Origin of the sequence: Rubrilithobacter danxiaensis (assembly GCF_047272945.1) — a bacterium.
Classification (GTDB): Bacteria; Bacteroidota; Bacteroidia; order Sphingobacteriales; family Sphingobacteriaceae; genus Rubrolithibacter; species Rubrolithibacter danxiaensis.
Genome location: NZ_JBKOPS010000002.1, coordinates 158,539 through 184,735 on the forward strand (window position 1 = coordinate 158,539; position 26,197 = coordinate 184,735).

The window sequence follows — 26,197 nt, forward strand, 5'->3', positions numbered from 1 at the left end:
AATCAGGATAATGGTTTGTAAGGAATTGAGAAAGAAAAAGTAGTCCCCTTACCATAAACCGAAGTAAAGCTAATCTTTCCGTTATGCCCTTTAATTATTTCTGAAGCAATATAAAGGCCTATGCCTAATCCTGTAAATTTATAGGATGTATTTTCTACCCTGTAAAACCTGTTAAAAATAAAAGGGACTTTTTCTTCTGGAATACCCACACCGAAATCAGTTATTGAAATGTTTAAAGTATCAGCTTTATCAGTAACCTCGAGGATAATCTCGAAAGAGTCTGGAGAATATTTAGCAGCATTGGATAAAAGATTGCATAAAACCTGCTCTAAACGCAGCTTGTCTCCAACCATGCGTATGGAAGTATCTCCTTTAACAGAAATATAATGAGTTGGATAATTATTTTTTATATCCGTAAGAGCATCTTCGAGTATTTCATCAACGCTGAACTCGGAAAAAGTGTAGTTGATCTTTCCTGCCTGTATTTTAGAGACATTCAGCAGGTCATTAACAAGGGCGGTTAATTTGAAAGCCTGGCGGTTGGTCTTTTCAAGCAGGTTCAGTATAGATGGCGATCCCTCTTTTTTGGCCACTTTCTCCATAATTTGAATATAGCCTCTTAAACTTGTTATAGGAGTTTTTAATTCATGGCTGGCAATACTTATAAACTCGTCTTTCTTTTCTTCGTTGGCTTTCTGGTCCTGTATGTCGGTAATAGAACCAATCCATTTCAGAATAGTTCCTTGTTCATCACGCAGGGGTAGCGCACGGGTAAGGTGCCACCGGTAGCTTCCGTCTTTGTGTAGGATGCGATGTTCAAATTGAAAAATTTCTCCTGTTGCTATTGAGTGCCACCACAACCGCAAGTTCTTTTGCAGGTCGTTCGGGTGAATGAAATAGGTAAGAGTTAACCTGTTAATTTCTGATAGCGAAAATCCGGTAAATTGTTCCCATTGAGGATTCAGGTATAACATTTGTCCTTTGTCGTCGGTAGCAAATATTTTCTGAGGCATGGTTTCGGCCATCAGCCGGAAAAGTTCTTCGCTTTCTTTAAGCAATGCCTGTGCTCGCTTTCTCTCTGTTATATCAACAACTACTCCCGAATAAAGCATTCTGTTCCCTTCCGCGTTTCTTTCAGTGTTTCCACGGGTAAACATCCATCTTATTTCTCCGTCTCTTCTGATAATTCTGTATTCTGCTTCGTATGCAGCACCTTTTTCTATTGATTCATGCCGCATAGACCGAACTAATGATCGATCATCCGGATGAATGATTCTCATAAAATCTTCCGCAGGATGACCATTTGGATTATACTCAATACCAAATATTCGGGATAAGCTCTCATCTATATAAAGAATGTTTTTTTCCAGGTCACGCATCCATGTTCCTACCAGGCCCGATGATAAAGCCGAATTTAACTGAAGCTGTGTTTTTTTAAGCTCTTCTTCTATTTGTTTTCTTCTTTGAATTTCTGCCTGTGCTTCCTCATTCAGTTTTGTATTTTCTAATGCCAGGCCAATGTGGTTTGCCAGGTTCTGCGCAAATTTTAAATCCGTTTCGTCGTAATGCCGCCCGTGGGTTGTAGATATAAACATTATAATACCGGAAATGCCCTTACTATTGTTCATGGCAACAGTTATAAGGGATTGAATGCCAAGATTTCTCACCATCTCCAGCATGTTTAGATCTTTTATCCCCGCCGTAAGCATATCGTCTGTTATAACAGAAACTAAAGAAGGCTGACCGGTTTTTAAAACCAATGCAGTTCCATAATTTCTCGTTACGTCGATAGGATTTTTTTTCCGGAATTCACGGCCCCAGTCTACTTGCTTTGGATCTTCGTGCTCCAGCAGCAATAGTTCGATTCCCTCATCTTTAACAATTTCAATTGTAAACCAATTAGCAAATCTTGGTACTATTAATTTTGAGATTTTATTGAGGGCTGTTTTGGTGTCGCGGGCTTTTGACAGTTCTTCGGCAGCAGTATTCAGGTAAGATAATAATTCTTCATTTTTTTTATAGGATGTTATATCCCTTACAAATAAATAAGTAAGGCAGAGGCCAGTTTCGTCCAGGAATTTTTTTGTACTGATTAGCCCAAATTTTATAGAGCCGTCTTTACAAAGAATGCCCGATTCAATATTATTAACATCTTCGGAAGATGCGGAGTCGTAAATTTTTTTAACTGTATTTGTATCGGTATAAAAATTATTTAGCGGTTTGCCCAGATATTCATTTGCTGAATAGCCAAGCATTGCAAGTTCACTGTTATTGGCATAGGTAATAATACCTTTAGCATCTATGGCAAGAATATTAAGCATTCCTTCCTGATTGAATTTTTGGAATACTTCATGACTGATAATATACTTATAGAACTTCTGCTCGTTTTGGTTAGACATAGAGGAAAATTATCAGAAATTAAATGGAGTATATTTTACTTGTAATAATATAGAAAAATATTGAATTGTTTACTTTTATCAGTCTGCAATTCGATGTCGAATAGGCGATTAAAGAGGTTATAAATTAAGGACAGAGAAAAAAATAGAAAAAAAATAAGAAGGTGTAAAACAAATTTGATTTAGCTGCGTTTAATGTCTTAGTAATTGAGAGCGTTAATGAAGTCCCGGGGGAGCTATCTTCCGGGCTTTATTTTTTATCTGTTTTCCTGTAACTCATCCCAGTATTCAACAGCATGTCGGTAATGGGGTATAACAATAGAGCCTCCTACCAGGTTTGCTATCATAAATACTTCATTCATTTCATCGGTAGTAACTCCCGCTTCGTGACATTTGCCTAAATGGTATTTTATACAATCGTCGCAACGAAGCACCATAGATGCCACAAGTCCGAGCATTTCTTTTGTTTTTACATCCAATGCTCCTGCGGCATAAGTAGTGGTATCTAAAGCAAAAAATCGTTTAATATTTGTATTGGCCGTTTCCATGATGCGATCGTTCATCCGGGTACGGTAATTATTAAATTCTTCAATAAGGCTGGCCATAATAATCTTTTATTTTTAAAGTTCAAGTTCTTTTGCCGGATCCCAGAAAATAGTGTTAAAATTTACTACTTGATCATCAACTACTTCAATTCCTTCGCTTTCTAACAATTGCTGCATTAATGAAGCTGGTTTGAAATGGATCTTTCCGGTTAGCATGCCCTGGCGGTTAAGAACGCGGTGGGCAGGAACAGGCGGAGAAACGCCAGCAGAGGCGGCCATGGCATAGCCCACCATTCTCGACGAACTTTTTGCACCCAGGTAATTTGCTATTGCCCCGTACGATGTAACTCTGCCAAATGGTATTTGCCGGGCAACATCCTGGACGTCGCGAAAGAAATTAGCTTTTTCCATTATTCAAAGCTAAACTTCAAATAGTTTATATTCTTATCGGAGGCTAAATATTTTTTTTCGTAATACGTTTTAATTGATAACACTTCATCTGCAAGGCCGGATTTATAAAGGTCTTCGGTTTTAGTATGCAGTTTTAATCCTAATTCACTGATCTTTTCAAAAGTGTATTCGTGAAGGGCGTCATTGTCGGTTTTAAGATGTAAAAGTCCTTCCTGCTTTAGCAAAACTTTATACTTTTCTAAAAATCCGGGGAAAGTTAAGCGCTTCTTTTCCCGGCTAACCTGGGGCTGCGGATCGGGAAAAGTTATCCATATTTCTGCTACTTCTCCGGGAGCAAAATAATCCATTATATTCTCTATCTGGATTCTTAAAAAAGCTACATTGGATATATTTTCTTCAAGAGCCGTTTTTGCCCCGCGCCATATTCTGTTACCTTTATAATCAATCCCGATGAAATTTTTATCGGGGAAAAGCTTTGCAAGGTTTACGGTATATTCACCTTTACCGCAAGCCAGCTCAAGAATAAGGGGATTGTTATTTTTAAAATGCTGGCTGGCCCATTTCCCTTTTAACGGTTTCCCTTCGTCTAATTGCAGTACATTGGCAAAGGTTGCTACCTCTGCAAACCGTTTTAATTTATCCTTACCCATTTATTGAATTTAGCCGACAAAAATAATTTTATCTTTGCGTGATAGATACAAACAGGTGGAAAAAAGTTCAAAAATATATGTTGCAGGACACAGGGGAATGGTTGGTTCTGCCATTGTAAGAAAGCTCGAAAAAGAAGGCTATACAAATATAATTACCAGTAGTTCTGCCGACCTGGATTTAAGGAACCAGCAGGCCGTTGCTGAATTTTTTTCAATCGAAGTGCCTGATTACGTATTCCTGGCAGCAGCGAAAGTGGGCGGAATTGTTGCTAATAACACCTATCGTGCTGATTTTTTGTATGATAATCTGAGTATACAAAATAATATTATTCATAATTCTTATTTATATGGAGTAAAGAAACTTTTGTTTCTGGGTTCCAGCTGTATCTATCCTAAACTTGCGCCGCAACCCTTAAAGGAAGAATACCTGCTTACCGGCCTTTTAGAACCTACAAACGAACCCTATGCCATTGCAAAAATTGCAGGTATAAAGCTGTGCGATGCCTATCGGGATCAGTACGGGTGTAATTTTATTTCTGTGATGCCTACCAACCTATATGGGTACAATGATAATTATCATCCCGAAAACTCACATGTCTTGCCGGCGCTCATCCGCAAGTTTCATGAAGCTAAAGAAAATGGAGAAGAGAAAGTAACTGTTTGGGGAAGCGGAACTCCGCGTAGGGAATTTTTATTTGCGGATGATCTGGCTGATGCCTGTTATTATTTGATGTTGAATTACGATGAACCTAACCTGATTAATATTGGGACGGGGGAAGACATAAGTATTAAAGACCTTGCCTTATTGATAAAAGATATAACAGGATTTGAAGGTGAGTTGGAGTTTGATTTGAGCAAGCCGGATGGTACCCCACGTAAATTAATGGATGTAACTAAACTTCATTCAAAAGGGTGGGGCCATAAAATTGAACTTCCTGAAGGAATCAGGCTGGCTTATGAAGATTTTTTAAAGAAACACGTATAAAAAAAGGAAGCTGCTACAGGCTTCCTTTTTTTATTTTAATAAGCTTCTGTATCGGGTGGGATACCGTAATCTTTTGCATATTCTTTTTGGATACGCTCCTGCTTACGATGAGCAAAAAATCCTTTTACTTTATCAGTAATCCCGCTAAAAAGACTTGTATTTACTTTTGAGGCTGCTTTTTGCGACAGAAAAGTTACCAGGGTTTTTGTTATAAAGCCTGATCGCTTAAAGAAAGTTGTATTAAGCAGAAGGGGTAAAGCAAAGCGGGTAATATTGGTTACAATATCGCTTTGCAGCAATCCTTGCAATGTTGATTTATTGGAAGAAGGTTGCTTCGACTTAAAATGTGACGTGATTGTGTGATAAATTGCCGCCGGGTCAGTCAGCGTTTCTTTAAGCAATTCTTCCTGATGAAATTGTTTGATCTTCAACAAATCAATTTCTGTTCTCAGGTCTGCGAAACTGGTAAAAGCCTTTTCCATTTACTTTTTATTTTGAAATATGCGTTTAACCATAAAGTTATGCAGGTATTTTTCTACCAGTTTATCTTTAGTAAATACCATTAAAAGTGCAAGTAACAGGTAAATCAGTGTTAAAATGCCGAATCCTTTTGTATAAGAATCCAGCAAATCCGACAGGAAAAAACCAAGTGTGAATGAGCCAAAAAGAAAGGCCAGCACAGACATGATTAACACAAAGGTATCGGTTATCAGGTTGGCGGTAATCATAACCACGCGTTCCATAATGGATAATCTGCCCAATTCAATACGTGTGGCTATGTATTCTTTTATCAAAGCGATTATATCCTGGTTTTTATCCGGAGTTTCTGACATATAGCAAAATTTAATTTAACCTGACCATCCAGGAATAATTGTTGAAAATCAAATTTGATCTGTTACAGGAGCATCTTCTGCATTATACCGGCCTTCTGCCTGGTTAAATTGCGTTTTAAGACTGTCTACTATTTTATCCTTTAAGCTGGCAAGATTGTCGATCTCCTCTGCAGCCCTGTCTTTAATAGAATCGCCCAGATTTTTTAACGCGTCGTTCAGTTTATCGCGGGTATCGGTACCTTTATCAGGTGCAAATAAAATTCCAAGGGCAGCACCGGCAGCTAAGCCGGCAAGTAAAGCGATTAGCGTTTTAGAATTATCATTCATAATAATCTTTGATTTAACTTTTATTCTTATTATACAAAGAAAACAAAAAAAGTGTTTGAATAAATTATTCTTCTTCGGCAGAACGGATACGCTCAAGCCGTTCTGTAGCAAGGCGGCTGGTTTCGTAAATTCGTATAGTAAGAATGAAGTATGATAAGAGTAGCGGCCCATAAACCAATCCCATGATTCCGAATACGGGTATCCCGATAATAACGCCTATAATTGTTATAATCGGGTGCGTATTTCCAATGCGTTTTGCAAGTAAAAAGCGAATTACGTTGTCAATATTTATAATTAAAATGAGCCCCCATAGTAACATACCGATTCCGGCGAAGTTATTTCCGTTAAGAAGTTCAATAATTGCGGCTGGGATAAACACAACAGGAGATCCGATAACGGGTAAGAAAGATAAGAAGGTGGATATTACTCCCCAGAAAATCGGATCGGCTATGCCAAAAATAAAAAAGCCAATACTTACAAGTGCTCCTTGTACAACTGCAATTAAACCTTGCCCTAATACATTTGCATAGGTTATATTTTTTAATTCTGTTGCAAATTTTAAAGCGTTTTGCTGTCGGAAGGGCGAGTACCTCAGTAAGCCTTTTTCAAAGTCTTCTCGTTTTACAAACATGAAATACAGCAGAAAGTACATAATTAAGGTGCCGATAACAATATTGGCCGCACCGGTAAGTAAGGATGGAAACAGCTCGCCGAAATAAACAGAAGCCTTTTGCATGGCATGATCGATAAGGTCGGGCTGATAAAGGCTGTTTCCGGCAAAGTAATCTAGTTTTTTTACTAAAAGCTTGATCTGGTATTTGTCGTCATGGAACTCTTTTATTTTATTCAATACCAGCGATCCAAGTATCAGAATCGGAAGGATTATTATCAGAAAGGAGCCGATAATTATTATGGAGGCGGAAAATACCCGGCTTAGTCGTTTCTTGTCAGTAAGAAATATAAAAATCGGTCGGAAAATAGTGTACATAACTACCGTGCTTAACAGCGATCCGGCAATTGTCCGCAAAGAATATAAAATGAAACAGCCAAGAACAATCAGTATAATTAAAACTATGTTGTTCCGTTGCCTGTAATTAAATACAGCCATCTATATGATTTTACTCTGATAACATCGTAATCGATCGCTGGTTTTTTAATCGACTATTAACAGAGCGGAAAGAATTCGCAGGTATTATTCGAGATTGATACCCTTCATTTTGTTATAGAGAGTTTTCCGGTCGATATTTAATATTTTTGCGGCCTTTGATTTATTAAAATTTACCTCTCTGAGCACTTTTAAAATTGTTTCAAACTCGGCTTCAAGAGCGGCATTCTTTAAATCGCGAGGGTTATTTTTGTTGGATTCAACTGCTGTTTCCATGGCAGAAACCTTATGGAAATTAGAAATTTCCAATGGCAATGATTTCAGCTGGATCAGATTGGTATCAGACAAAAGCGTTGCCCTGCGCATTACGTTTTTAATTTCGCGTACATTTCCGGGCCAGTTATAGTTTAGGAGGCAATCGATTACCTCATTTGTAAAACCTTCCACATTCCTGTTCAGCTCTTCGTTTGCTACTTTTAAAAAGTTTTCGGCAAAAATCAGAATGTCGTTTCCTCTTTCGCGTAAGGGAGGAAGATCAATGCAGAACTCATTAAAGCGGTGAAAAAGATCTTCCCTGAAACGTCCGGCCTGAATTTCATCCTGCAGTGCTTTATTGGTTGCTACAATTATGCGTACATCTAGGTCAATTTCTTTAGTGCTTCCAATTCGTTTAATTTTTCGCTCCTGCACAGTTCTTAACAGGGCGGCCTGAATTTCATAGGATAGATTACTTACCTCATCAAGAAATAAAGTACCTCCGTTTGCAAGTTCAAAGTGGCCTATCTTGGTGTACATAGCTCCCGTAAAAGCGCCTTTTTCGTGTCCGAAAAATTCGCTTCCGGCAAGTTCTTTGGTTAAAGAACCGCAGTCCATTGCAATAAAGGGCTTATCTTTCCGGGCACTTTTTTGATGAATAGAAAGAGCGACAGATTCTTTTCCGGTGCCGCTTTCGCCGGTAAGGATAACACTGTAATTGGTAGGGGCTATAATTTCTATTTGCCGCTGCAGTTCTTTAGATACTGCGCTTTGTCCTGTTACAAAGCTAGTTTCAGAAACCTGAGGGGTTTTCGCTTTTCGGGCAGAAAATGCTTCCTCGGTTTCAATTAAGGCCTCCTGCGTTTCGAGGGCTTTGTTAATAGTATTTAATATTTCGTCGGGATAAAGAGGTTTGGTAATGTAATCGTAAGCTCCCATTTTAATAAGTTCAACGGCAAGCTTTATATCAGAATATCCGGTTATTATAATGACTCCTGTTTGCGGATGTTCTGTTTTTACTTTTTTTAATATTTCTCGTCCATCCGTATCCTCAAGGCGATAATCGCTTAAAACAAGATTAAAAGTTTCTTTAGAAAGAATTTCACGGGCAGCAGAACCACTTGTTACTGTTTTTACATCAAACCCATTTCTGGTTAAGAATTTTGAAAGCAGCAGTCCAATATTTATCTCGTCATCAACAATTAAAATCTTTTTCATATAAAGAGTGGAGAGCGGTTAGTTATTGTAAGATAGGCTAAAATATATAAATCTTAAAATAATATGAATTTTTATCCCTCGTTTTTCTAAAAATCCGCTTTTTATTAAGCTTTCTGCCGGTTATACGCCGTTATGGAAACGAGGTTTCCTTTTCTCTAAAAATGCCTCCACTCCTTCGGTAAAATCTTTGTGATCAAAGCATTTGCCAAATGCTGTTATTTCTGTTTCAAAACCCTGTGCATTAGCAGACGCGGCATTAATTGCCCGGATAGCATGTTTAACCGCATTAGGAGAATTTTTTAAAATCCGGTTTAGAAGTTCCTCTGCTGCTTCAACCAAATCTTCCAGGGGATGAATTGAATTAATTAATCCCACCCGTAGTCCTTCATCTGCGCTAATCATCTCACCGGTAAGAATCATCTCCATAGCTTTGCCCTTACCTATAAGTTCTGTTAACCTTTGTGTACCTCCGTAACCGGGAATCAGCCCAAGGCTTACTTCCGGCAATCCCATTTTAGCATTATCTGAGGCAATACGAAGATGTGATGCCAGAGCCAACTCTAAGCCGCCGCCTAAAGCAAAACCATTAATGGCTGCAATAAAGGGCTTAGGGCTGTTTGCAATCAGATTAAAAACGTGCTCCTGATTGTCTTTTGCCAGCTGATATCCTTCTTCAGAACTTAATCCTTTAAATTCTGCAATATCTGCGCCTGCAACAAATGCTTTTTTTCCGGCTCCTGTAACTATTATTCCTTTTACCGAATTATCCTTTAAAGCCATTATTATGGCACTATTAAGATCGGTTAAAGTTGCTTTATTTAAAGCGTTGAGCTTAGCTTCTCTGTTAATGGTGATTAAAAGAATTTGCTGCCTTTGCTCAAGTATTATATTCTGGTATTCCATATATGAAACGCAATAAGTGTTAAAAAGGCCTGTTCTGCGTAACCCATCCGGTAATGTAATTTACTATATCGTTCGTATGAGTACCTGGAGGGAAAAGAGTTCCTACCCCTATTTTTCTCAGCTCTTCCATATCAGGTGCAGGAATAATTCCGCCTCCGGTGAGCAGGACATCGTTCATATTCCGGGCTTTCATTAATGCAATTATCTTCGGAAAGACAGTCATGTGTGCTCCTGAGAGAATAGATACGCCGATTGCATCAACATCTTCCTGCAGTGCTGTATTTACAACCATTTCAGGCGTTTGCCGCAAACCTGTGTAAATGACTTCCATTCCAGCGTCCCTCAATGAAGTAGCAATGATTTTAGCGCCGCGGTCATGACCATCAAGGCCCACTTTTGCTACTAAAACACGTAAAGGGCGGTTAAAAGCCTCAGACATTTTTTGCATTATTTATAAAGAAAATGGTTATGTATATTGATTAGTTTTAAAAAGGAAAAATAAAGGGCCGTTCTTTACAGAAATAATAAATTTCCTGTAATATATCAATAAATCAGGCTTTTCCTCGTGCTAATTTTACTACTTTTGTAACCTTTTTAAAACTTTTTATGAGCGAAGAAAGATCGTTGAATTTCCTGGAAGAGATTATAGAAGAAGATATACGCAACGGAGTTAATACGGGTAGAATTCATACCCGTTTTCCTCCTGAGCCGAACGGATACCTGCATATCGGCCATGCAAAGTCCATTTGTTTAAATTTTGGCCTGGCAAAGAAATATAACGGAAAAACCAACCTTCGTTTTGATGATACAAATCCAGAAACGGAAGATACTGAATATGTAGAAAGCATTAAAGAAGATGTACGGTGGCTGGGTTTCGAGTGGGAGAATGAATTATATGCGTCCAACTATTTCGACCAGTTGTATGAATTTGCCGTTCAGCTGATAAAAAATGGTCTGGCGTATGTAGATGATAGCACAGCGGAGGAAATTGCTGCTCAGAAAGGAACGCCAACTGAACCAGGCACTGCTTCTCCTTTCCGCGATCGTCCGGTAGAGGAAAACCTGCGCTTGTTTGAAGAAATGAAAGCAGGCAAGTATGTGGATGGAGAAAAGGTTTTACGAGCTAAAATAGACCTTGCTTCTCCGAATATGCACCTCCGGGATCCGCTTATGTACCGTATCCGCCATGCTCATCATCACAGAACCGGTGATAAATGGTGCATTTACCCTATGTATGATTTTGCGCATGGACAATCTGATTCTATCGAAAAAATAACTCATTCTTTTTGCACGCTCGAGTTTATTCCACACAGGCCTTTGTACGATTGGTTTATAGAGAAATTAGCTATTTTCCCTTCTAAACAGTACGAGTTTGCACGGCTGAACCTGAATTATACTGTTACCAGTAAACGAAAGCTTCTGCAACTGGTAAACGAAGGATTTGTAAGCGGATGGGACGATCCGCGAATGCCGACAATTAGCGGTTTGCGTCGTCGTGGCTATACCCCCGCTTCTATACGGGAATTTTGTGACCGTATCGGTGTTGCCAGGCGGGAAAATATCATTGATGTAAGCCTGCTGGAATTTTGTATTCGGGAAGATCTGAATAAAACTGCATGGCGGAGAATGGCCGTTCTTGATCCTGTTAAGTTAGTTATTTCTAATTATCCCCAAGGACAGAAAGAAATCCTTGAAGGCGAAAATAATCCGGAAGTTGAAGGGGGAGAAGGAAGCCGTCAGATTCCTTTTAGCCGAGAACTTTGGATAGAACGGGAAGATTTTATGGAGAACCCACCTAAGAAATTTTTCCGTTTGGGGGTTGGACTAAAGGTACGGTTAAAACATGCCTACATTGTTGAATGTACCGGTTTTGTTAAAGACGAAAGCGGCAATATAACAGAGGTGCATGCAAATTATATTCCTGAATCAAAGTCAGGGCAGGATACTTCGGGCATTAACGTAAAAGGTACCATTCATTGGGTGAGCGTTCCTCATGCTCAAACAGCAGAAATTCGTTTATATGATCGGTTGTTCCGTGTAGAAGATCCGGGAAATGAAGTAGAAGATTTTACCGAACTTCTTAATCCCGAAAGTGCTCAGGTAATCCCGGCCGCTTTTGTAGAGCCGGATATGGTAAATGCCACCATGAGTAAAGGATACCAATTTATCAGAAAGGGATATTTTACCTTAGATAAAGACTCTACTGAAGGGCAACTTGTATTTAATCGTACAGTAACTTTAAAGGATGCCTGGGCTAAAGAGGTGAGAAAAGGATAGTTTTTGGCTACGTCTAACATGCTTATAATCCAATTCACGGGACTTTCGGGAGCAGGCAAAACAACACTTGCCTGCCAGGCAAAGAAAGATCTGGAATATGATAATATTTCACTTGAAATTATTGATGGCGATTTTTACCGGCAAACGAAGAATGAAGACTTAGGATTTTCAAAAGAAGATCGTAAAGAGAATGTTAGACGGTTGGCTCTGGCTGCAACTTCTTTTGAAGGACGAAGATCTGCTGTAATTATTGCTGCTATTAATCCATATGAAGAAGTACGCAGGGAATTGAAAAAAAAGTATGCCGCGAAAACGATTTGGATTAACTGTCGTCTTGGAGATCTTTTGGTACGGGATACCAAAGGCCTCTATAGAAGGGCATACTTACCTGAAGGGCACCCTGAGAAGATATATAATCTGACAGGAGTTAACGATCCGTATGAAGTGCCTGAAACACCTGATTTGATTCTCAATACTCACCAGGAGACCGTAGCTGAAAGCTTAAAAAAATTGTGTGATTTTATTAAAATGCATTGTTCTGACTCATTCGCTTCGTTTCCAGCTCCTGGTATAAGCTGAAGCATTTATTCATCCAGGAAGGGATTTCTTGAAATATGGTTTCTTCAGAGAATTCCTGTTGAGGATATTTACCATGAAATGAGATGCGCTCTTTCATATTCTTTTTTTCTGTTTCAGATAATTTTAATCGATTTTTTCAAGGATAGCTAAAATTCCCTCATTATAATTCATCAAGTGACTAAATTTATCTGGTCTATGCACTTTCAGAAACTCCTCAAAATATTTTTCAATTACTTTAGCAGTATAGTCGTTAAAATCAGAAGTAGCAGTATCGCTTTTGTCAAATCCGAATATTTCAGGTTCCAGCAAGCCCGGTACGGCATGCATTCCCCTCTTTCTTTCCTCTGAATAAATAACTTGCTCTGGAGTGCGGTATAGCATTATGAAGGGAGTGTGAGGATACAACTTTCTAAGTTCCTTCAATAAAAAATATGCCAGCTATCTGTTTTGATAAACAAGTACTTTTCCTGCTCATACCGCTTTTGTCCATAAAACTTTAGTGCCGCCGTTAAAAAATCTGCAATTTCTGTTTGTCCATATTCGTTATCACTATAGCATAATCTTAACAATTCATCTATAAAGGGCACTTCGGATAACACGATGCTCTGTTCTGTTAACGATAACAATTGAGACAAAAGTGTTGATCCGCAACGGGAAATATGAAAAATGATAGCGGAGGGTAAATTCTCTCCAGCGTTTTGCTCCACTGCGGAAATACTTCAAGTGAGCTTACACTGTTAAACTCTGCCGGGGGTAATACGAAGGGTTAAACATTTAGTGGCAGTTTCATCAAAAAATGGTTCAGAAAGCTTTTTATTCTGTACGTTCAGCCATTTGCATAAGATCCCATCCTTTTTTCTTATTATTTTTAAAGGAACCCAATTTTCTAAGAAAGGGATATCAGGTGTACTGATTTGGTGGTTCTTCACATCTTAAATGATATTATTCGTTTAGTTGCTGCTCTAATGTTTCAGCCAGCGTGATAGCAGCCGGTGTATTTTGTGATTTTAATTCATCAATTATCAACGTATTTCTTCTTTATTTTGAACGATACCTAAAGACTCTTTTTCAGCTTTGTCAAATTGTGCTGCCAGCCATGTATTCACCTGACAATCTATAACCAGATGAATGCGATGCTGATTCCCCTTGTTTGCAACCCGGTGGGAAGATTGGCATTGATGTAAATACATTCTCCTTCGTTCATTTCAACAATTCTATCGTTTAATTCAAAATTTTACAGCAGGATTTGTAAAGACCGGAATATGCAGGTGTGCTTCTCCATTTTCAAAGGATAAATCGTAGCCGCGATGCTTTTTAATAACGGAGCCGGCTTTAGCTGAAGCAGACGAACAGCGTATTGTTGATTTTGGCGGTGGTATATGTAAAATAAAGAGGTTTGTAACGATTGTAAGAGAGTAAGTAAAATTCTTATTGAAAGAGTAAAAGATGAAAGTACTATATCTAAAAACTAAAAGTTTAAGAGTAACAATAATTCTTGCTGTTACTGTGCTTTTGATTAGCAATGAAGCTAAAGCACAGTTAAATCCAATTTAAAGCATTTATTATCAGAATCAATACCTGGCAAATCCCGCTATGGCTGGATAGGAAGAAGGATTTCAACTGAACCTGGCTTTCAGGCAGCAGTGGAATCCTATTCAGGGGGCTCTCCAAACAAAGGTTCTCTCAGGCAGCTATGGATTTAATAAGGTAGGATTAGGGCTGAATGTATATAATCATGTATTCGGCTTATTAAAAAGGAACAGGGTGATGGCCACCTATGCGTATCATCTGCCTGTTGGGGATGATAATCAAAAGATCAATTTCGGTTTATCTCTTGGATTTATGAATGAAAGGATAGATAATAGTGAACTTAACGGAGATCCTTCAGATGTTTATGTAGGCCGCTTTAATCAGAGAGAAACCTTTATAGATGGCGATTTTGGTGTAGCTTATGTGGGCAACAAACTCACGTTGCAGGGATCATTGCGAATATGAAAACCTTTTTCAAGAAAGATGCTAATGAAAATACAGTAGATCGTTCAACTTTTTTTAGTGCCATTAGTTATAAATTTTACAATTCTCAATTGTTAAACGGATTAGGAGTAGAGCCAAAAGTTTGTTACAGAGGAGTTAAGGGACACAATAACCTAGTGGATGCAGTTGTTAATTTAACCTTTGCCCGTAATACCCTAAATGTTATGTCTATGTTTCATTCAACCCAAAATGTTAGTTGCGGAGTAGGAATAAAATATAAAGATCTATTGGCAATTAACGGAATGTATACTACAGAAACTGCATCTATGCGTAGTTATACCAATGGTAATTTTGAAGTTAATTTACAACTAAATTTATTTTAGTTCAGAATTCTTCCTATTCTAAGAATAGGTACTTAATAATAGACAGGCCGGATAATCCACATCCGACCTGTCTTATATAATCCATTAAATATTCGTATTTCGTAACATAAATCCTTTAGAAAAGTATAAATGTTCAAACATATTTATCCCTGATCTACCTTATTTTCCGGGATTTATAATTAGAAAGGCTTTGTGGAAAAGAAACAATATCAATCTCAGTTCACTTCATTTTTAATCAAGATCGTCAGTATCAGTTTTCTTATTATTTCAATCATTTCAAACGGGTTTGCCCAGAATAATGAATTGAAATTCAAGCATCTCACTACTGACGACGGCTTATCTCAAAACAGTGTGTCCTGTATATTAAAAGATAAATGGGGCTATCTGTGGTTCGGCACTCAGGAAGGATTAAATAAATACGATGGCTATAAGTTTACTGTTTATCGCCATACCAGGAAAAATAAAAATTCACTTCCTGTAAATGATATTACCTGTTTAGAGCAAGATACAGCTGGAAACCTTTGGGTAGGTACGGCCGGCGGCGGACTAAGCTTTTATAACAGAAGCAGTAAGTTATTTAGTAATCTGGCGGTAAACCGAAAGCAAACAAGAGGCTTGAACAGTAACTGGATAACAAGGGTGCTATTGGATAAAGACGCAAATGCTTTGTGGATTGCAACTGATAAGGGCCTTGGTAATTTAGATCTTAAAACCAGGAAAATTGTAAATTATACAAGCAGTTCAAAAGACAGTTCAACCTTAAGCAGCAATAACGTTAACGCGATATTGCGTGACGCCCGTGGTAATATTTGGGTTGGAACAGATAAAGGACTGGATTTATTTAATAAAAAAACCAAAAATTTTAAACGCTTTTATTGTAATGGTAAGGCTGTAACAGCCTTAATTCAGGATGCCAACGGCCAGTTATTTGCAGGAACAGATAAGGGTGGGATATATGTTTTCAACAAAGACACTTTTGAACACATTGCTGTAGGGAAAGGGCCGGAAACAATTGATAATATAAAGATCACTGGTTTTGCAAAGGGAGGTAACAATGAAATTTGGATTGGAACTACCGAGTCGCTGGCGTTACTAAATACCAGAACAAATTCCTCTCATATCTATACCGACAATAAACGCGAAGTTTACAGTTTAAATAACGATTATATTACTTCTCTTTTTCAAGACGGGCAGGGTATACTGTGGGTTGGTACCGCTTCTGGTGGCGTTAATAAGTACGACGGGAACCTGCCACTTTTCCCTCATTTGAAAAGCGATTTTTCCAATTCAAATTTCAATTCCATCAGAAGTTTTACAGAGGATGAAAAAGGAAATTATTGGATAGGTACCGACGGCGGCCTTATGTATTACGATAAACAGTTAAATACGTTTAAGCATTATCAGCATAACAGCCTTAATAAAAATAGTTTATCAAGCAGTGATATTCTTACTGTACATAAGGGAAAAACCGGGCATTCAATCTGGATAGGAACTTATAAAGGTTTAGACAGGTTGGATCCCCAATCAGGAATATTTTACCATTTCAATAAAACCGGAGATTCAGAAGCTGTGTCCGGCAATGTGATATATGCCTTACTGGAAGACAGGAAAAATAACCTGTGGATTGGGACCGATAAGGGCCTTGAAGTTTATAACATTCCATCAGGAAAGTTTACAAAGTATAAACATGACCCTTCAAATTCAAATACAATTGCTGAAAACGATATTCAAACTCTCGCTGAAGATAAAAATGGAAATATCTGGATTGGATATTACTCGAAAGGAATTAGTGTTTTAAATGTATCCACAAAAAAGTTTACTCACTATAATACCGCTAATAGCAACATAAGCAGTGATAACATTACTTCTATAGTTTCGGATACAAATAACAATATCTACATCGGAACCATATACGAAGGCTTTAATATTTTTTCAGACAGAACTAAAAAAATAACAAATTATTCTCAAGACGAAGGGTTAATAAATAATGTTATCAACTATTTAACTATTGATGACAAAGGTTTTGTTTGGATAAGCACTAACCAGGGGGTTACCCGTTTTGATGCCAAAAACAAAAAATTCAGGAATTACAACGTTAGCAACGGACTTCAAAGTTTAGAGTTTAATGTTGGGGCAGGTTTAAAAAACAGCGATGGCAAAATTCTGCTTGGAGGGGTTAATGGCTTTAATATTATTGATCCTGAGAATCTTGCAGAAAATAAAAATATCCCGCAGGTTGTATTAACAGATTTTCTTCTGTTTAATAAGTCACAAATTCCGGGAGCCAAAGGATCGCCTTTAAGAAAGAACATATCCAGGACTAAAGAAATTACACTTCGGTATGATCAATCAGTTTTCACCCTTGCATTTGCAGCACTTGATTTTACGTCGCCTTCTCATAATCAATATGCCTATAAACTGGAAGGGTTTGATAAGGGCTGGAATTATGTAAATTCTGTCCGTACAGCTTCTTATACCAATCTTGACCCCGGAAAATATATCTTTAAGGTTAAAGCCGCTAATAATGATGGCGTATGGAATGAAAAAGGGATATCGATTACCATTATTATTCAGCCTCCGTTTTGGCTTACCTGGTGGTTCAAAATCCTGGCTGCTGTAATTATAGCAGGAGGTACTGCAGGCTTTTATTTTTATCGTGTAAACAAAATCATTGCACAAAAAGCCGAGCTTGAACAACAGGTGCAGGAGCGCACGAGTGAAATTGTTCAACAAGCAGAAGAGCTTCAGAAGAAATCAGAAGATCTGCAATTTGCGAACGAAGAATTGCAGGCAATGGCTGAAGAGCTGCGGGTACAATCAGAAGAGTTACAGGTGCAAACTGAAACGCTACAGGTTCTGAACACCGAACTTGAAGCTGAACGTGAAAAAGCCGAAGAAGCAAATAAAGCAAAAAGTGCTTTTCTTGCCACCATGAGCCATGAGATCAGAACACCGATGAACGGCGTTATCGGTATGGCTTCTTTACTTGCAGAAACGTCATTGGATACCGAGCAGCTGGATTATGTAAAAACTATCCGTACCAGTGGAGACGCGTTGCTCGCCGTGATAAATGATATTCTTGATTTCTCTAAAATTGAATCCGGTCACATGGAAGTCGACCATCATAATTTTGATCTGCGCAAATGTATCGAGGATGTGATGGATTTATTCGCGGTGAAAGCTTCAGAACAAGGGTTGGATTTGGTTTATCAGGTTGATCATACCGTTCCTGTTCAAATTATAGGTGATGGCCTTCGTTTGCGCCAGGTACTGATTAATCTCATCAATAATGCACTTAAGTTTACCCACAAAGGTGAAGTGTTCTTAAAGGTTTCTCCCGTTAAAATATTTGAACAAGACATTGAGCTTTCCTTTGAGGTCAAAGATACCGGAATCGGTATTCCTGATGAGAAATTAAATCGCCTGTTTAAAGCTTTTTCGCAGGTAGACTCGTCAACAACAAGGAAATACGGTGGAACCGGTTTAGGCCTCGCTATCAGCGAACGGTTAATAATGCTGATGGGGGGAAATATTACGGTTGACAGTGCTGTTGGCAAAGGAACCACATTTCAGTTTACTATTAAGGCAGGACTCGGAAAAGAATCAGAGAAGCAATATGTGCACCTCAATACAGAAGAGAACGAAGGCAAACACATATTGGTAATCGACGATAATGCTACTAATCTCTCAATCCTTAAAAATCAGCTTGAGGTGTGGAAATTAAAACCTACAATGGCAAGTTCGGGTAAACAGGCACTTGAAATTCTGGAAGCTGCGCATGATTTTAAATTAATTATTACAGATATGCAGATGCCTGATATGGATGGCATTCAGTTGACTGAAAAAATCAAGGCAAAGGTTCCGGAAATACCGGTTATTCTTCTGAGTTCTGTCGGCGACGAAACTAAATCTAAATATGCTCATTTGTATTGTTCGGTTTTAACGAAACCGGTTAAACAAACACAATTATTTAACCTGGTACAACTTCAGTTGAAGCAGCGGGGAGAAACGATACAACCTGAGAAAAAGAAGCAGAATTTACTGTCGGAACACTTTGCAAAAGAACATCCGTTGAGTATTCTTCTTGCCGAGGATAATCTGATTAACCAGAAACTGGCCATTAGAGTGCTCAATAAATTAGGTTATGAAGTTGATCTGGCCAATAATGGGAAAGAAGCAGTAGATATGTTAAATGAAAAAACTTACGATGTGATCTTAATGGATATATTGATGCCTGAAATGGATGGACTGGAGGCCACAAAATATATCCGCCAAAATGCTGCTCATCAACCGCTGATTGTGGCAATGACGGCTAATGCCTTATCACAGGATCGCGATGAATGTTTACATGCAGGTATGGATGACTATATTTCCAAACCAATAAATCTGGAAGAATTAATGAGAATACTAATGGAAAGTTCTGAGAAGGTTTAGAATTAAATTTCTAATCTTTGTTAAGATACTATTTCAGGAAAGATTTATCTCGCTGCTCTTTAAACCTGTTTATAATCAGCAAGATGCAATTTATGCTGACAAAATGAATATTCATGTTCCTGGTTAGAGCAGATTATCAATAGACGGTCTTTACTGAAAAGATTTACCAGTTCATAGTACCAGTCAATACCTTTTAAATCCAGATTTGAAGTGGGTTCGTCCAGCAGCAGAACCGGCGTATCCGAGCAAAAGGATAGTGCAAGTTTGGTGCGTTGTTTCATGCCGGAAGAAAAGAATCGGATTGTTTTATTTTTCGATTTTTCGAGTCCCAGTAATTCGATAACTTCTTTTGAATTTAGCTGGTTGGCGTAAGGCTTGAATTTGAAATGAAAGTCAAGCTGTTCCTGGAGTGTAAATTCCTCGATCAGTTCGATATAAGGTGCAGACCATGATAGGTATTTATAAGCAGATTCAATATCTACTTTTTTGTTAGCGGATAAATAGTCTATCTTCCCTTCTGACGGTGTAAGATTTGCCGCAATTACCTGGAGTAAGGTAGATTTCCCCGATCCATTAGGCCCAAGTATAGCATAGGAAGAGCCTTGCTCAAAGCCGTAAGTAACTCCCCGGAAAATCCATTCACGATTGAATCTTCTGCCAATATTTTCCAGGTCAATTCTCATGATACTGAACCGGAGTTTTAAGAATTTCCGAAGCCTTTCATGATACCCCGGTTAGAATTTCGGATAAAATCAAGTATTTCATCCCGGATTTCTGTAGGTTGCCTTTCGGCTTCAATTATGTCTAACGCTTTGGTAATGTTGTATTTTTTCAGGAATACGGTTCTGTAAATATCTTGTATTTCATTGATTTGTTCAGATGTAAAACCTCGTCTGCGTAATCCGACTGAATTTATTCCTACATACGACAATGGCTCACGTCCTGCTTTTGTATAAGGCGGCACGTCTTTACGCACCAGCGATCCACCAGAAATAATTGAATGAGCACCAATTGAAACAAACTGGTGTACTGCAGACGTACCACCTATAAAGGCGTAATCCTGTACTTCAATATGTCCGGCTAATTGTACTGAGTTAGCTATAATAACATGATTCCCGATTACACAATCGTGAGCTACGTGTGTATAAGCCATTAACAGACAGTTCTGGCCGATAGTCGTAGTGTTTTTGTCTAAGGCAGTACCACGGTTAAGAGTAACACATTCGCGAATTGTCGTATTGTCTCCCACGCTTACTGTCGTAGCTTCTCCTTTGTATTTCATATCCTGTGGAGGGGCTGAAACTACCGCACCCGGAAATATCCGGCAATTTTTGCCAATTCTGGCACCATCCATAATGGTAACATTAGAGCCTATCCAGGTTCCTTCACCAATTTCTACGTCTTTATGAATAGTTACAAAAGGTTCAATAACTACGTTATCAGCAATTTTTGCCTGGGGATGTATATACGCGAGGGGTTGAATCATTAGTCGTTTCCTTTTACTTTAATAATCTGCGCCATTAGCTCTGCTTCTACTACAATTTTCTCACCAACATATCCGGTGCCTTTCATCTGGGCAATGCCTCTTCGTATAGGAGCTAACAGATCGCAAACGAAAATGATCGTATCACCTGGAAGAACTTTATCTTTAAAGCGGGCATTTTCAATCTTCAGGAATAAGGTAAGATAATTTTCAGGATCCGGAACAGTATTTAAAACTAAAATTCCCCCTGTTTGTGCCATTGCCTCAATTTGTAATACGCCGGGCATTACAGGAGCATCGGGAAAATGTCCTACAAAGAATGGTTCATTCATTGTAACAGCTTTCAGTCCAACTACGTGGCTCTTTGTTAGCTCCAGAATTTTATCAATCAGAAGGAATGGCGGCCGGTGTGGCAGTATATTCATTATCTGCACGGTATCGTAAACCGGTTTTGCATTCAGATCGTAGGATTGAACATGTTTCCTGCTACGCTCTTTCTTGATTTGTGCTTTAATTTTTTTGGCAAAAGCAACATTGGCGGCATGGCCTGGACGGGCTGCCATAATATGTCCGCGTAAAGGAGTTCCTACTAAAGCCAGGTCTCCGATCATGTCCAATAGCTTATGACGTGCCGGTTCGTTTTGATGGCGGAGCTCGATGTTATTTAAGATTCCTTCGCGGGCAATGTCAATATCATCCCTGTTAAACAGTTTCGCCAGGTGTTTAAGCTCATTTTTGCTGATCTCCCTGTCAACAACTACAATCGCATTATTCAAATCTCCACCCTGTATCAGGTTGTTTTGAAGCAGCATTTCAAGCTCGTGAAGAAAGCAAAAGGTTCTGCTGGAAGCAATTTCTTTTTTAAATTCAGAAATTGTGGTTATCGCCGCATGCTGACTGCCTAAAACCGGAGAGTTGTAATCAATCATACATGTAAAGCGGTAATCATCCAAAGGCATGGCTACCATTTCAACTTTCCTGTCCGGCTCAGAGTAATGAATGTTATATGGAATATTATAATATTCCCGGTCGGCATCTTGTGTTACAAACCCTGCTTCTTCAAGGGCGTCGATAAACAAAATAGAACTTCCATCCATAATAGGTGTTTCCGGACCATCAAGTTCAATTAAAACGTTATCGATTTCAAGTCCGACAAGAGAAGCCAGCACATGTTCTACCGTACTTACGCTGGCACCGTTTTGTGAAATTGTTGTTCCGCGGGAAGTGTCTGTAACATTATCTACATCTGCATCGATAACAGGCTGTCCTTCAACGTCTGTTCTTTTAAACTTATAACCATGATTTTCAGGAGCGGGTTTAAAAGTCATATTTACAGGTTTACCTGTATGAAGACCAACTCCTGATACCTTTACATCTGATTTAATTGTTCTTTGTTTAACGTTCATACTTTACCTCTGTACAGTATCAGCTATTTGTTAATTCTTTTATTTTTCGTTCAAGTTCTGCAATTTTCCGTTCAAGTTCGGGTAATCGCTGCAATACAACCTGCGCCCGCATATGGTTATTATAGGTAGTAGCCGGGGCTCCTGCCCATTTTTTGCCTTCCTCTTCTATAGAACGGTTTATTCCTGATTTTGCCTGTATCTGTGATCCTTTGGCAATAGAAATATGGCCTACAATTCCAACCTGCCCCCCGATAACTGCCTGTTCGCCAACTTTTGCACTCCCCGAAACACCGGTTTGAGATGCAATAACCGTATTTGCGCCAATTTCAACATTGTGCGCTAATTGTATCAAATTGTCAAGTTTTACACCTTTTCGGATAATGGTAGAGCCCATAGTAGCACGGTCAATGGACGTATTTGATCCGATTTCAACGTCGTCTTCAATTACCACATTTCCAATCTGGCTGATCTTATTATAACTGCCGTCAGGCTGGGGAGCAAAACCGAAACCATCACTTCCGATAACCGCACTTGAATGGATAATAACACGGTTGGCAATCTTACAATCGGAATATATTTTAACACCGGAAAATAACGTGCAGTCGGTTCCAAGCTCTACACTATCGCCAACATACACCTGGGGATAAATTTTACTATTATTTCCTACAACAGCATTGGGGCCTATATATGCAAAAGCACCGATGTAGACATTTTCGCCAATTTTGGCAGTAGGATGGATAAAGGAAGGTTGTTCTATTCCTTTTTTATCCAGTTTAAGAGTATTATACTTATCAAGCAGGACAGAAAAAGCACTGTATGGATCTTTTACTTTAACAAGTGTAGTTTTAATGGGTTCTGCAGGGACAAAATCTTCATTAACAATAACGATGGATGCTTCAGTAGAATAAAGAAAAGGCTCGTATCGCGGATTGGCCAGGAAGGACAAGCTTCCCTTTTTAGCTTCTTCTATTTTTGCTAACTGATCTACTGTAACATTCGGATCGCCTTCAACGGTCCCATTAAGCAAAAGTCCGATCTGTTGTGCAGTAAATTGCATCGTTCTTATTTATTTGTTTAAAATTAATTCTCAGCCAGATAGATATTTCTTATCAAAAGTCGGCAAATTTAATTAAAAAGGTTTTAAGTCTTTAAAATAACAGATTATATATTTCTCTACTGTTTTTGCCAGTGCCTCCAGATTTGAATTGTCAGAAGCAGTAGTTATATCCTGTACTGTTCCATCTTTCATTAAAATATTTATCTGTCCGTCGCCAACCCGGTACGCGTTATTTTTAATTGTGTCTGTAAAAACAAAGTAAGAGGCATCATCTTCGTTAACATCATATGTAAGCATTGCCTTTTCTACCAGATCATCAATTTTAGCTTTATCAGGAGGTTCGTTAGAAATTTCCACCTGATACAAATCACGCTTTAATAAATGCGAACAAAGCATGGAAAGAATCTTATCATCGTGATTTGCCCATACTTTCACAGATGTATAAATATCGTAATCGTCTAGTTTTGAAAAGCGTTCCAGCGGATACGAATCCCCAATAAAATCTTTTTTACTAACGGTGTTATTAAGAAAATATGCAAAGTCCCGAGTTGCGAAAAGTTCTTCACCTGTCATGGCAAGGTCTTTTGCCCGTTCTAAAATTTTTACCAGCAATTGTTCGGCGGCAATAACAGTTTTATGCAGATATACCTGCCAATACATTAAACGCCTGGCAATCAGAAATTTTTCAATAGAATAAATGCCTTTCTCTTCAATCACTATCTGATCATCGGCAATATCAAGCATGGTTAAAATGCGGTCAAAACTAATAACACCTTCTGCAACTCCGGTAAAAAAGCTGTCACGGTTCAGATAATCCATCCGGTCCATATCCAGCTGGCTTGAAACCAGCTGATGGAGGAATTTTTTCTCATAACGGTTATTAAAAATATCAATCGCCATTTTTAACTGCCCGCCAAATTCTTTATTCAAATTATCCATTAATAATGCCGAAATATCTTCGTGGGAGATGCCTGCAACAATGGTATGTTCCAACGCATGCGAAAAAGGTCCGTGGCCTATATCGTGCAGTAAGATAGCTATAATAGTAGATTCTTCTTCTTCTTTAGTGATGAGATGCCCCTTGTTCTTTATTGTTTCAATGGCCCTTTCCATTAAATGCATGGCTCCAAGCGCATGGTGGAAACGCGTATGCAATGCCCCGGGATATACGAGATGAGTAAGCCCTAACTGCTTTATATTTCGAAGACGCTGGAAGTATGGATGCTGGATAAGATCAAATACTAAATGTGAAGGAATGGTAATAAATCCGTAAACCGGATCATTAATTATTTTCTTTTTGTTCAAAATAAAAATCCTCAATTGCAAAAATTGTTAAATTTCGGCATACAAAAAACACCTTTGATTGTTATGAGGTAGATTTGTTTAAAATATTGTTACATGCAGGAAACTAATATACTATGGGCCGATGACGAGATCGCCCTTTTAAAACCACATATACTATTTCTAAATGAAAAGGGATATCAGGTAAAAACGGTAACCAACGGCAGCGATGCGGTGGATTCCTTTAGAAATAATTTTTATGATCTGGTTTTCCTGGATGAAAACATGCCCGGATTAACAGGGCTTGAAACGCTTGCAGAAATTAAAAATATAAGTCCTGAGGTTCCTATTGTTCTTATTACTAAAAACGAAGAAGAACATTTGATGGAAGATGCGATAGGATCAAAGATTGATGATTACCTCATAAAACCGGTAAATCCGAAGCAAATTTTGCTTACGATTAAAAAACTTACGGAAAATAAGCGCTTAATAAGCCAGAAAACTTCTATGGCTTACCAGCAGGATTTTCGCAACCTCGGGATGACCTTAAACGAGAACCTGAGCTTCACCGAATGGGTGGATGTTTACAAGAAGCTTGTTTATTGGGAACTATCACTGGAAAAACTTGAGGATGCGGGCATGCACGAAATTTTAACCATGCAGAAAGCCGAAGCAAACGTTCAGTTTTGCAAGTTTGTAGAGAAAAACTATCTCTCTTGGCTTAAAGACCCCGATTCAGGCCCTGTAACTTCCAATGCGCTTATGAAGAAAAAGGTATTTCCTTTAATTCAGGATAAGCCTGTTTTCTTCATTCTTATCGATAATCTCCGGTATGACCAATGGAAAATAATCAATTCGATTATTACCGATTATTTCCGGCTGGAAGAAGAAGATTCTTATTACAGCATTTTGCCCACCGCTACTCAATATGCCCGCAATTCGATTTTTTCCGGATTACTGCCTTTGGATATGGAAAAACGTTATCCTTCTATGTGGCAGAACGATGAAGATGAAGGCGGGAAAAACTTATTTGAAGAGCAGTTTCTGGCTGATCATCTTCAACGCAGCTTAAAGCGCGATATCAAACATTCATATAACAAAATTTTAACTTTTGAACAAGGGAAAGAGATAACAGAAAACATCTTCAATCTACTTGGAAACGAGTTGAATGTACTGGTTTATAATTTTGTGGATATGCTTTCGCATGCCAGAACTGATATGGCGATGATCCGTGAACTGGCCAATAATGAAGCGGCGTACCGGTCATTAACCTTATCCTGGTTCGAACATTCGCCTCTTTTGGAAACATTGAAAAAATTGTCTCAGAAAGACGTTAAAGTAATTATTACAACCGATCACGGGACAATTCGTGTAAAACATCCGAGCAAGGTAATCGGCGACAGGAATACAAATACCAATCTTCGCTATAAACAAGGAAAGAATTTGAACTTCGCGGCAAAAGAAGTTTTTCATATTAAAAACCCCCATGATGCTTTCTTACCTAAACTGCATGTAAGCTCGAGTTTTATTTTCGCTAAAGAGGATGAATATTTTGTTTACCCCAACAATTACAATCATTTTGTAAATTACTACAGCGGCACTTTTCAGCATGGCGGAATTTCGCTGGAAGAAATGATCGTTCCCTATATAACGTACAGCCCGAGATAGCGTCGTACAAATTATTATTTTTGTGGC

Annotated in this window: 26 protein-coding genes; 7 read left to right on the forward strand and 19 right to left on the reverse strand. The window is 38.5% G+C overall.

Going from position 1 to position 26,197, the window contains the following annotated elements; translation table 11 throughout:
* Positions 1-2: 2 nt before the first annotated feature.
* The 4 genes from ACLCDL_RS02760 to trmB form a co-directional block, all read right to left on the reverse strand.
* Positions 3-2,399 carry a PAS domain S-box protein gene (locus ACLCDL_RS02760; RefSeq protein ID WP_423146543.1) on the reverse strand — a complete coding sequence of 799 codons (2,397 nt, stop codon included), beginning with the start codon at positions 2,397-2,399 and terminating at the stop codon, positions 3-5.
* Positions 2,400-2,653: 254 nt separating this feature from the next.
* Entirely contained in the window at positions 2,654-3,001 is a 348-nt protein-coding gene (locus tag ACLCDL_RS02765) for a carboxymuconolactone decarboxylase family protein (protein ID WP_423146544.1), read from the reverse strand.
* Between the two features lie 15 nt (positions 3,002-3,016).
* Positions 3,017-3,352: an MGMT family protein gene (locus ACLCDL_RS02770; RefSeq protein ID WP_423146546.1), complete on the reverse strand. Its 336-nt coding sequence runs from the start codon at positions 3,350-3,352 to the stop codon at positions 3,017-3,019.
* Positions 3,352-4,002, reverse strand: coding sequence for a tRNA (guanosine(46)-N7)-methyltransferase TrmB (gene trmB, locus ACLCDL_RS02775; protein WP_423146548.1), 651 nt, complete (start codon positions 4,000-4,002; stop codon positions 3,352-3,354). The genes ACLCDL_RS02770 and trmB overlap by 1 nt, the downstream gene beginning before the upstream one ends.
* A gap of 55 nt (positions 4,003-4,057) precedes the next feature.
* On the opposite strand from trmB, the gene ACLCDL_RS02780 reads away from it, so the two are divergent.
* On the forward strand, positions 4,058-4,987 hold the full coding sequence (locus ACLCDL_RS02780) for a GDP-L-fucose synthase family protein (protein ID WP_423146550.1): 930 nt from the start codon (positions 4,058-4,060) through the stop codon (positions 4,985-4,987).
* 35 nt (positions 4,988-5,022) lie between these two features.
* Here the strand turns inward: ACLCDL_RS02780 and ACLCDL_RS02785 are convergent, their stop codons facing one another.
* The 7 genes from ACLCDL_RS02785 to ACLCDL_RS02815 form a co-directional block, all read right to left on the reverse strand.
* Positions 5,023-5,469, reverse strand: coding sequence for a hypothetical protein (locus ACLCDL_RS02785; RefSeq protein WP_423146552.1), 447 nt, complete (start codon positions 5,467-5,469; stop codon positions 5,023-5,025).
* Complete coding sequence (locus tag ACLCDL_RS02790) at positions 5,470-5,820, reverse strand: phage holin family protein (RefSeq protein ID WP_423146553.1); 351 nt, start codon at positions 5,818-5,820, stop codon at positions 5,470-5,472.
* Between the two features lie 48 nt (positions 5,821-5,868).
* A complete protein-coding gene (locus tag ACLCDL_RS02795) occupies positions 5,869-6,147 on the reverse strand; it encodes a YtxH domain-containing protein (RefSeq protein WP_423146555.1) in 279 nt (92 codons plus the stop codon).
* A gap of 64 nt (positions 6,148-6,211) precedes the next feature.
* The gene (locus ACLCDL_RS02800) at positions 6,212-7,255 is read right to left on the reverse strand and encodes an AI-2E family transporter (protein WP_423146556.1); all 1,044 of its coding nucleotides are present in this window, start codon (positions 7,253-7,255) and stop codon (positions 6,212-6,214) included.
* 84 nt (positions 7,256-7,339) lie between these two features.
* Entirely contained in the window at positions 7,340-8,725 is a 1,386-nt protein-coding gene (locus ACLCDL_RS02805; RefSeq protein ID WP_423146557.1) for a sigma-54-dependent transcriptional regulator, read from the reverse strand.
* A gap of 120 nt (positions 8,726-8,845) precedes the next feature.
* On the reverse strand, positions 8,846-9,628 hold the full coding sequence (locus tag ACLCDL_RS02810; RefSeq protein ID WP_423146558.1) for an enoyl-CoA hydratase/isomerase family protein: 783 nt from the start codon (positions 9,626-9,628) through the stop codon (positions 8,846-8,848).
* 19 nt (positions 9,629-9,647) lie between these two features.
* On the reverse strand, positions 9,648-10,067 hold the full coding sequence (locus ACLCDL_RS02815; RefSeq protein WP_423146560.1) for a cobalamin B12-binding domain-containing protein: 420 nt from the start codon (positions 10,065-10,067) through the stop codon (positions 9,648-9,650).
* 167 nt (positions 10,068-10,234) lie between these two features.
* Here ACLCDL_RS02815 and ACLCDL_RS02820 point away from each other — a divergent pair, with 167 nt between their 5' ends.
* A complete protein-coding gene (locus ACLCDL_RS02820; protein ID WP_423146561.1) occupies positions 10,235-11,905 on the forward strand; it encodes a glutamine--tRNA ligase/YqeY domain fusion protein in 1,671 nt (556 codons plus the stop codon).
* 18 nt (positions 11,906-11,923) lie between these two features.
* Positions 11,924-12,484 carry an adenylyl-sulfate kinase gene (locus ACLCDL_RS02825; protein WP_423146563.1) on the forward strand — a complete coding sequence of 187 codons (561 nt, stop codon included), beginning with the start codon at positions 11,924-11,926 and terminating at the stop codon, positions 12,482-12,484.
* 123 nt (positions 12,485-12,607) lie between these two features.
* On the opposite strand, the gene ACLCDL_RS02830 is transcribed toward ACLCDL_RS02825, so the two are convergent.
* The 3 genes from ACLCDL_RS02830 to ACLCDL_RS02840 all read right to left on the reverse strand — a co-directional run bounded on the left by ACLCDL_RS02830 (position 12,608) and on the right by ACLCDL_RS02840 (position 13,674).
* Positions 12,608-12,865, reverse strand: a complete 258-nt coding sequence (locus ACLCDL_RS02830) for a hypothetical protein (protein WP_423146564.1) — start codon at positions 12,863-12,865, stop codon at positions 12,608-12,610.
* A gap of 38 nt (positions 12,866-12,903) precedes the next feature.
* A complete protein-coding gene (locus ACLCDL_RS02835) occupies positions 12,904-13,191 on the reverse strand; it encodes a hypothetical protein (RefSeq protein ID WP_423146566.1) in 288 nt (95 codons plus the stop codon).
* Positions 13,192-13,506: 315 nt separating this feature from the next.
* Positions 13,507-13,674 (reverse strand): hypothetical protein, encoded by a 168-nt coding sequence (locus tag ACLCDL_RS02840; RefSeq protein ID WP_423146567.1) that lies wholly within the window; start codon positions 13,672-13,674, stop codon positions 13,507-13,509.
* A gap of 430 nt (positions 13,675-14,104) precedes the next feature.
* Here ACLCDL_RS02840 and ACLCDL_RS02845 point away from each other — a divergent pair, with 430 nt between their 5' ends.
* The 3 genes from ACLCDL_RS02845 to ACLCDL_RS02855 all read left to right on the forward strand — a co-directional run bounded on the left by ACLCDL_RS02845 (position 14,105) and on the right by ACLCDL_RS02855 (position 19,275).
* The gene (locus tag ACLCDL_RS02845; RefSeq protein ID WP_423147010.1) at positions 14,105-14,479 is read left to right on the forward strand and encodes a type IX secretion system membrane protein PorP/SprF; all 375 of its coding nucleotides are present in this window, start codon (positions 14,105-14,107) and stop codon (positions 14,477-14,479) included.
* Positions 14,476-14,841 carry a type IX secretion system membrane protein PorP/SprF gene (locus tag ACLCDL_RS02850; protein WP_423146568.1) on the forward strand — a complete coding sequence of 122 codons (366 nt, stop codon included), beginning with the start codon at positions 14,476-14,478 and terminating at the stop codon, positions 14,839-14,841. The genes ACLCDL_RS02845 and ACLCDL_RS02850 overlap by 4 nt, the downstream gene beginning before the upstream one ends.
* 192 nt (positions 14,842-15,033) lie before the next feature.
* On the forward strand, positions 15,034-19,275 hold the full coding sequence (locus ACLCDL_RS02855) for a hybrid sensor histidine kinase/response regulator (protein ID WP_423146570.1): 4,242 nt from the start codon (positions 15,034-15,036) through the stop codon (positions 19,273-19,275).
* 59 nt (positions 19,276-19,334) lie between these two features.
* Here the strand turns inward: ACLCDL_RS02855 and ACLCDL_RS02860 are convergent, their stop codons facing one another.
* The 5 genes from ACLCDL_RS02860 to ACLCDL_RS02880 form a co-directional block, all read right to left on the reverse strand.
* On the reverse strand, positions 19,335-19,958 hold the full coding sequence (locus ACLCDL_RS02860; RefSeq protein WP_423146571.1) for an ABC transporter ATP-binding protein: 624 nt from the start codon (positions 19,956-19,958) through the stop codon (positions 19,335-19,337).
* A gap of 17 nt (positions 19,959-19,975) precedes the next feature.
* Complete coding sequence (gene lpxA / locus ACLCDL_RS02865; RefSeq protein ID WP_423146573.1) at positions 19,976-20,761, reverse strand: acyl-ACP--UDP-N-acetylglucosamine O-acyltransferase; 786 nt, start codon at positions 20,759-20,761, stop codon at positions 19,976-19,978.
* The gene (locus tag ACLCDL_RS02870) at positions 20,761-22,164 is read right to left on the reverse strand and encodes a bifunctional UDP-3-O-[3-hydroxymyristoyl] N-acetylglucosamine deacetylase/3-hydroxyacyl-ACP dehydratase (protein WP_423146574.1); all 1,404 of its coding nucleotides are present in this window, start codon (positions 22,162-22,164) and stop codon (positions 20,761-20,763) included. Before ACLCDL_RS02870 ends, lpxA begins: the two co-directional genes overlap by 1 nt.
* A 19-nt stretch (positions 22,165-22,183) precedes the next feature.
* Entirely contained in the window at positions 22,184-23,221 is a 1,038-nt protein-coding gene (gene lpxD / locus ACLCDL_RS02875; protein WP_423146576.1) for a UDP-3-O-(3-hydroxymyristoyl)glucosamine N-acyltransferase, read from the reverse strand.
* A gap of 72 nt (positions 23,222-23,293) precedes the next feature.
* A complete protein-coding gene (locus tag ACLCDL_RS02880; RefSeq protein WP_423146577.1) occupies positions 23,294-24,526 on the reverse strand; it encodes an HD domain-containing protein in 1,233 nt (410 codons plus the stop codon).
* A 93-nt stretch (positions 24,527-24,619) separates the two neighbouring features.
* Here ACLCDL_RS02880 and porX point away from each other — a divergent pair, with 93 nt between their 5' ends.
* The gene (gene porX, locus ACLCDL_RS02885) at positions 24,620-26,170 is read left to right on the forward strand and encodes a T9SS response regulator signal transducer PorX (protein WP_423146578.1); all 1,551 of its coding nucleotides are present in this window, start codon (positions 24,620-24,622) and stop codon (positions 26,168-26,170) included.
* Positions 26,171-26,197: the final 27 nt, after the last annotated feature.

Excerpts from the sequence above, each read along its gene's own strand:
- ACLCDL_RS02760 (WP_423146543.1), bottom strand. The coding sequence starts at position 2,399 with ATGTCTAACCAAAACGAGCAGAAGTTCTATAAGTATATTATCAGTCAT.
- ACLCDL_RS02765 (WP_423146544.1), bottom strand. The coding sequence starts at position 3,001 with ATGGCCAGCCTTATTGAAGAATTTAATAATTACCGTACCCGGATGAAC.
- ACLCDL_RS02770 (WP_423146546.1), bottom strand. The coding sequence starts at position 3,352 with ATGGAAAAAGCTAATTTCTTTCGCGACGTCCAGGATGTTGCCCGGCAA.
- trmB (WP_423146548.1), bottom strand. The coding sequence starts at position 4,002 with ATGGGTAAGGATAAATTAAAACGGTTTGCAGAGGTAGCAACCTTTGCC.
- ACLCDL_RS02785 (WP_423146552.1), bottom strand. The coding sequence starts at position 5,469 with ATGGAAAAGGCTTTTACCAGTTTCGCAGACCTGAGAACAGAAATTGAT.
- ACLCDL_RS02790 (WP_423146553.1), bottom strand. The coding sequence starts at position 5,820 with ATGTCAGAAACTCCGGATAAAAACCAGGATATAATCGCTTTGATAAAA.
- ACLCDL_RS02795 (WP_423146555.1), bottom strand. The coding sequence starts at position 6,147 with ATGAATGATAATTCTAAAACGCTAATCGCTTTACTTGCCGGCTTAGCT.
- ACLCDL_RS02800 (WP_423146556.1), bottom strand. The coding sequence starts at position 7,255 with ATGGCTGTATTTAATTACAGGCAACGGAACAACATAGTTTTAATTATA.
- ACLCDL_RS02805 (WP_423146557.1), bottom strand. The coding sequence starts at position 8,725 with ATGAAAAAGATTTTAATTGTTGATGACGAGATAAATATTGGACTGCTG.
- ACLCDL_RS02810 (WP_423146558.1), bottom strand. The coding sequence starts at position 9,628 with ATGGAATACCAGAATATAATACTTGAGCAAAGGCAGCAAATTCTTTTA.
- ACLCDL_RS02815 (WP_423146560.1), bottom strand. The coding sequence starts at position 10,067 with ATGTCTGAGGCTTTTAACCGCCCTTTACGTGTTTTAGTAGCAAAAGTG.
- ACLCDL_RS02820 (WP_423146561.1), top strand. The coding sequence starts at position 10,235 with ATGAGCGAAGAAAGATCGTTGAATTTCCTGGAAGAGATTATAGAAGAA.
- ACLCDL_RS02825 (WP_423146563.1), top strand. The coding sequence starts at position 11,924 with ATGCTTATAATCCAATTCACGGGACTTTCGGGAGCAGGCAAAACAACA.
- ACLCDL_RS02830 (WP_423146564.1), bottom strand. The coding sequence starts at position 12,865 with ATGCTATACCGCACTCCAGAGCAAGTTATTTATTCAGAGGAAAGAAAG.
- ACLCDL_RS02840 (WP_423146567.1), bottom strand. The coding sequence starts at position 13,674 with ATGTATTTACATCAATGCCAATCTTCCCACCGGGTTGCAAACAAGGGG.
- ACLCDL_RS02850 (WP_423146568.1), top strand. The coding sequence starts at position 14,476 with ATGAAAACCTTTTTCAAGAAAGATGCTAATGAAAATACAGTAGATCGT.
- ACLCDL_RS02860 (WP_423146571.1), bottom strand. The coding sequence starts at position 19,958 with ATGAGAATTGACCTGGAAAATATTGGCAGAAGATTCAATCGTGAATGG.
- lpxA (WP_423146573.1), bottom strand. The coding sequence starts at position 20,761 with ATGATTCAACCCCTCGCGTATATACATCCCCAGGCAAAAATTGCTGAT.
- ACLCDL_RS02870 (WP_423146574.1), bottom strand. The coding sequence starts at position 22,164 with ATGAACGTTAAACAAAGAACAATTAAATCAGATGTAAAGGTATCAGGA.
- lpxD (WP_423146576.1), bottom strand. The coding sequence starts at position 23,221 with ATGCAATTTACTGCACAACAGATCGGACTTTTGCTTAATGGGACCGTT.
- porX (WP_423146578.1), top strand. The coding sequence starts at position 24,620 with ATGCAGGAAACTAATATACTATGGGCCGATGACGAGATCGCCCTTTTA.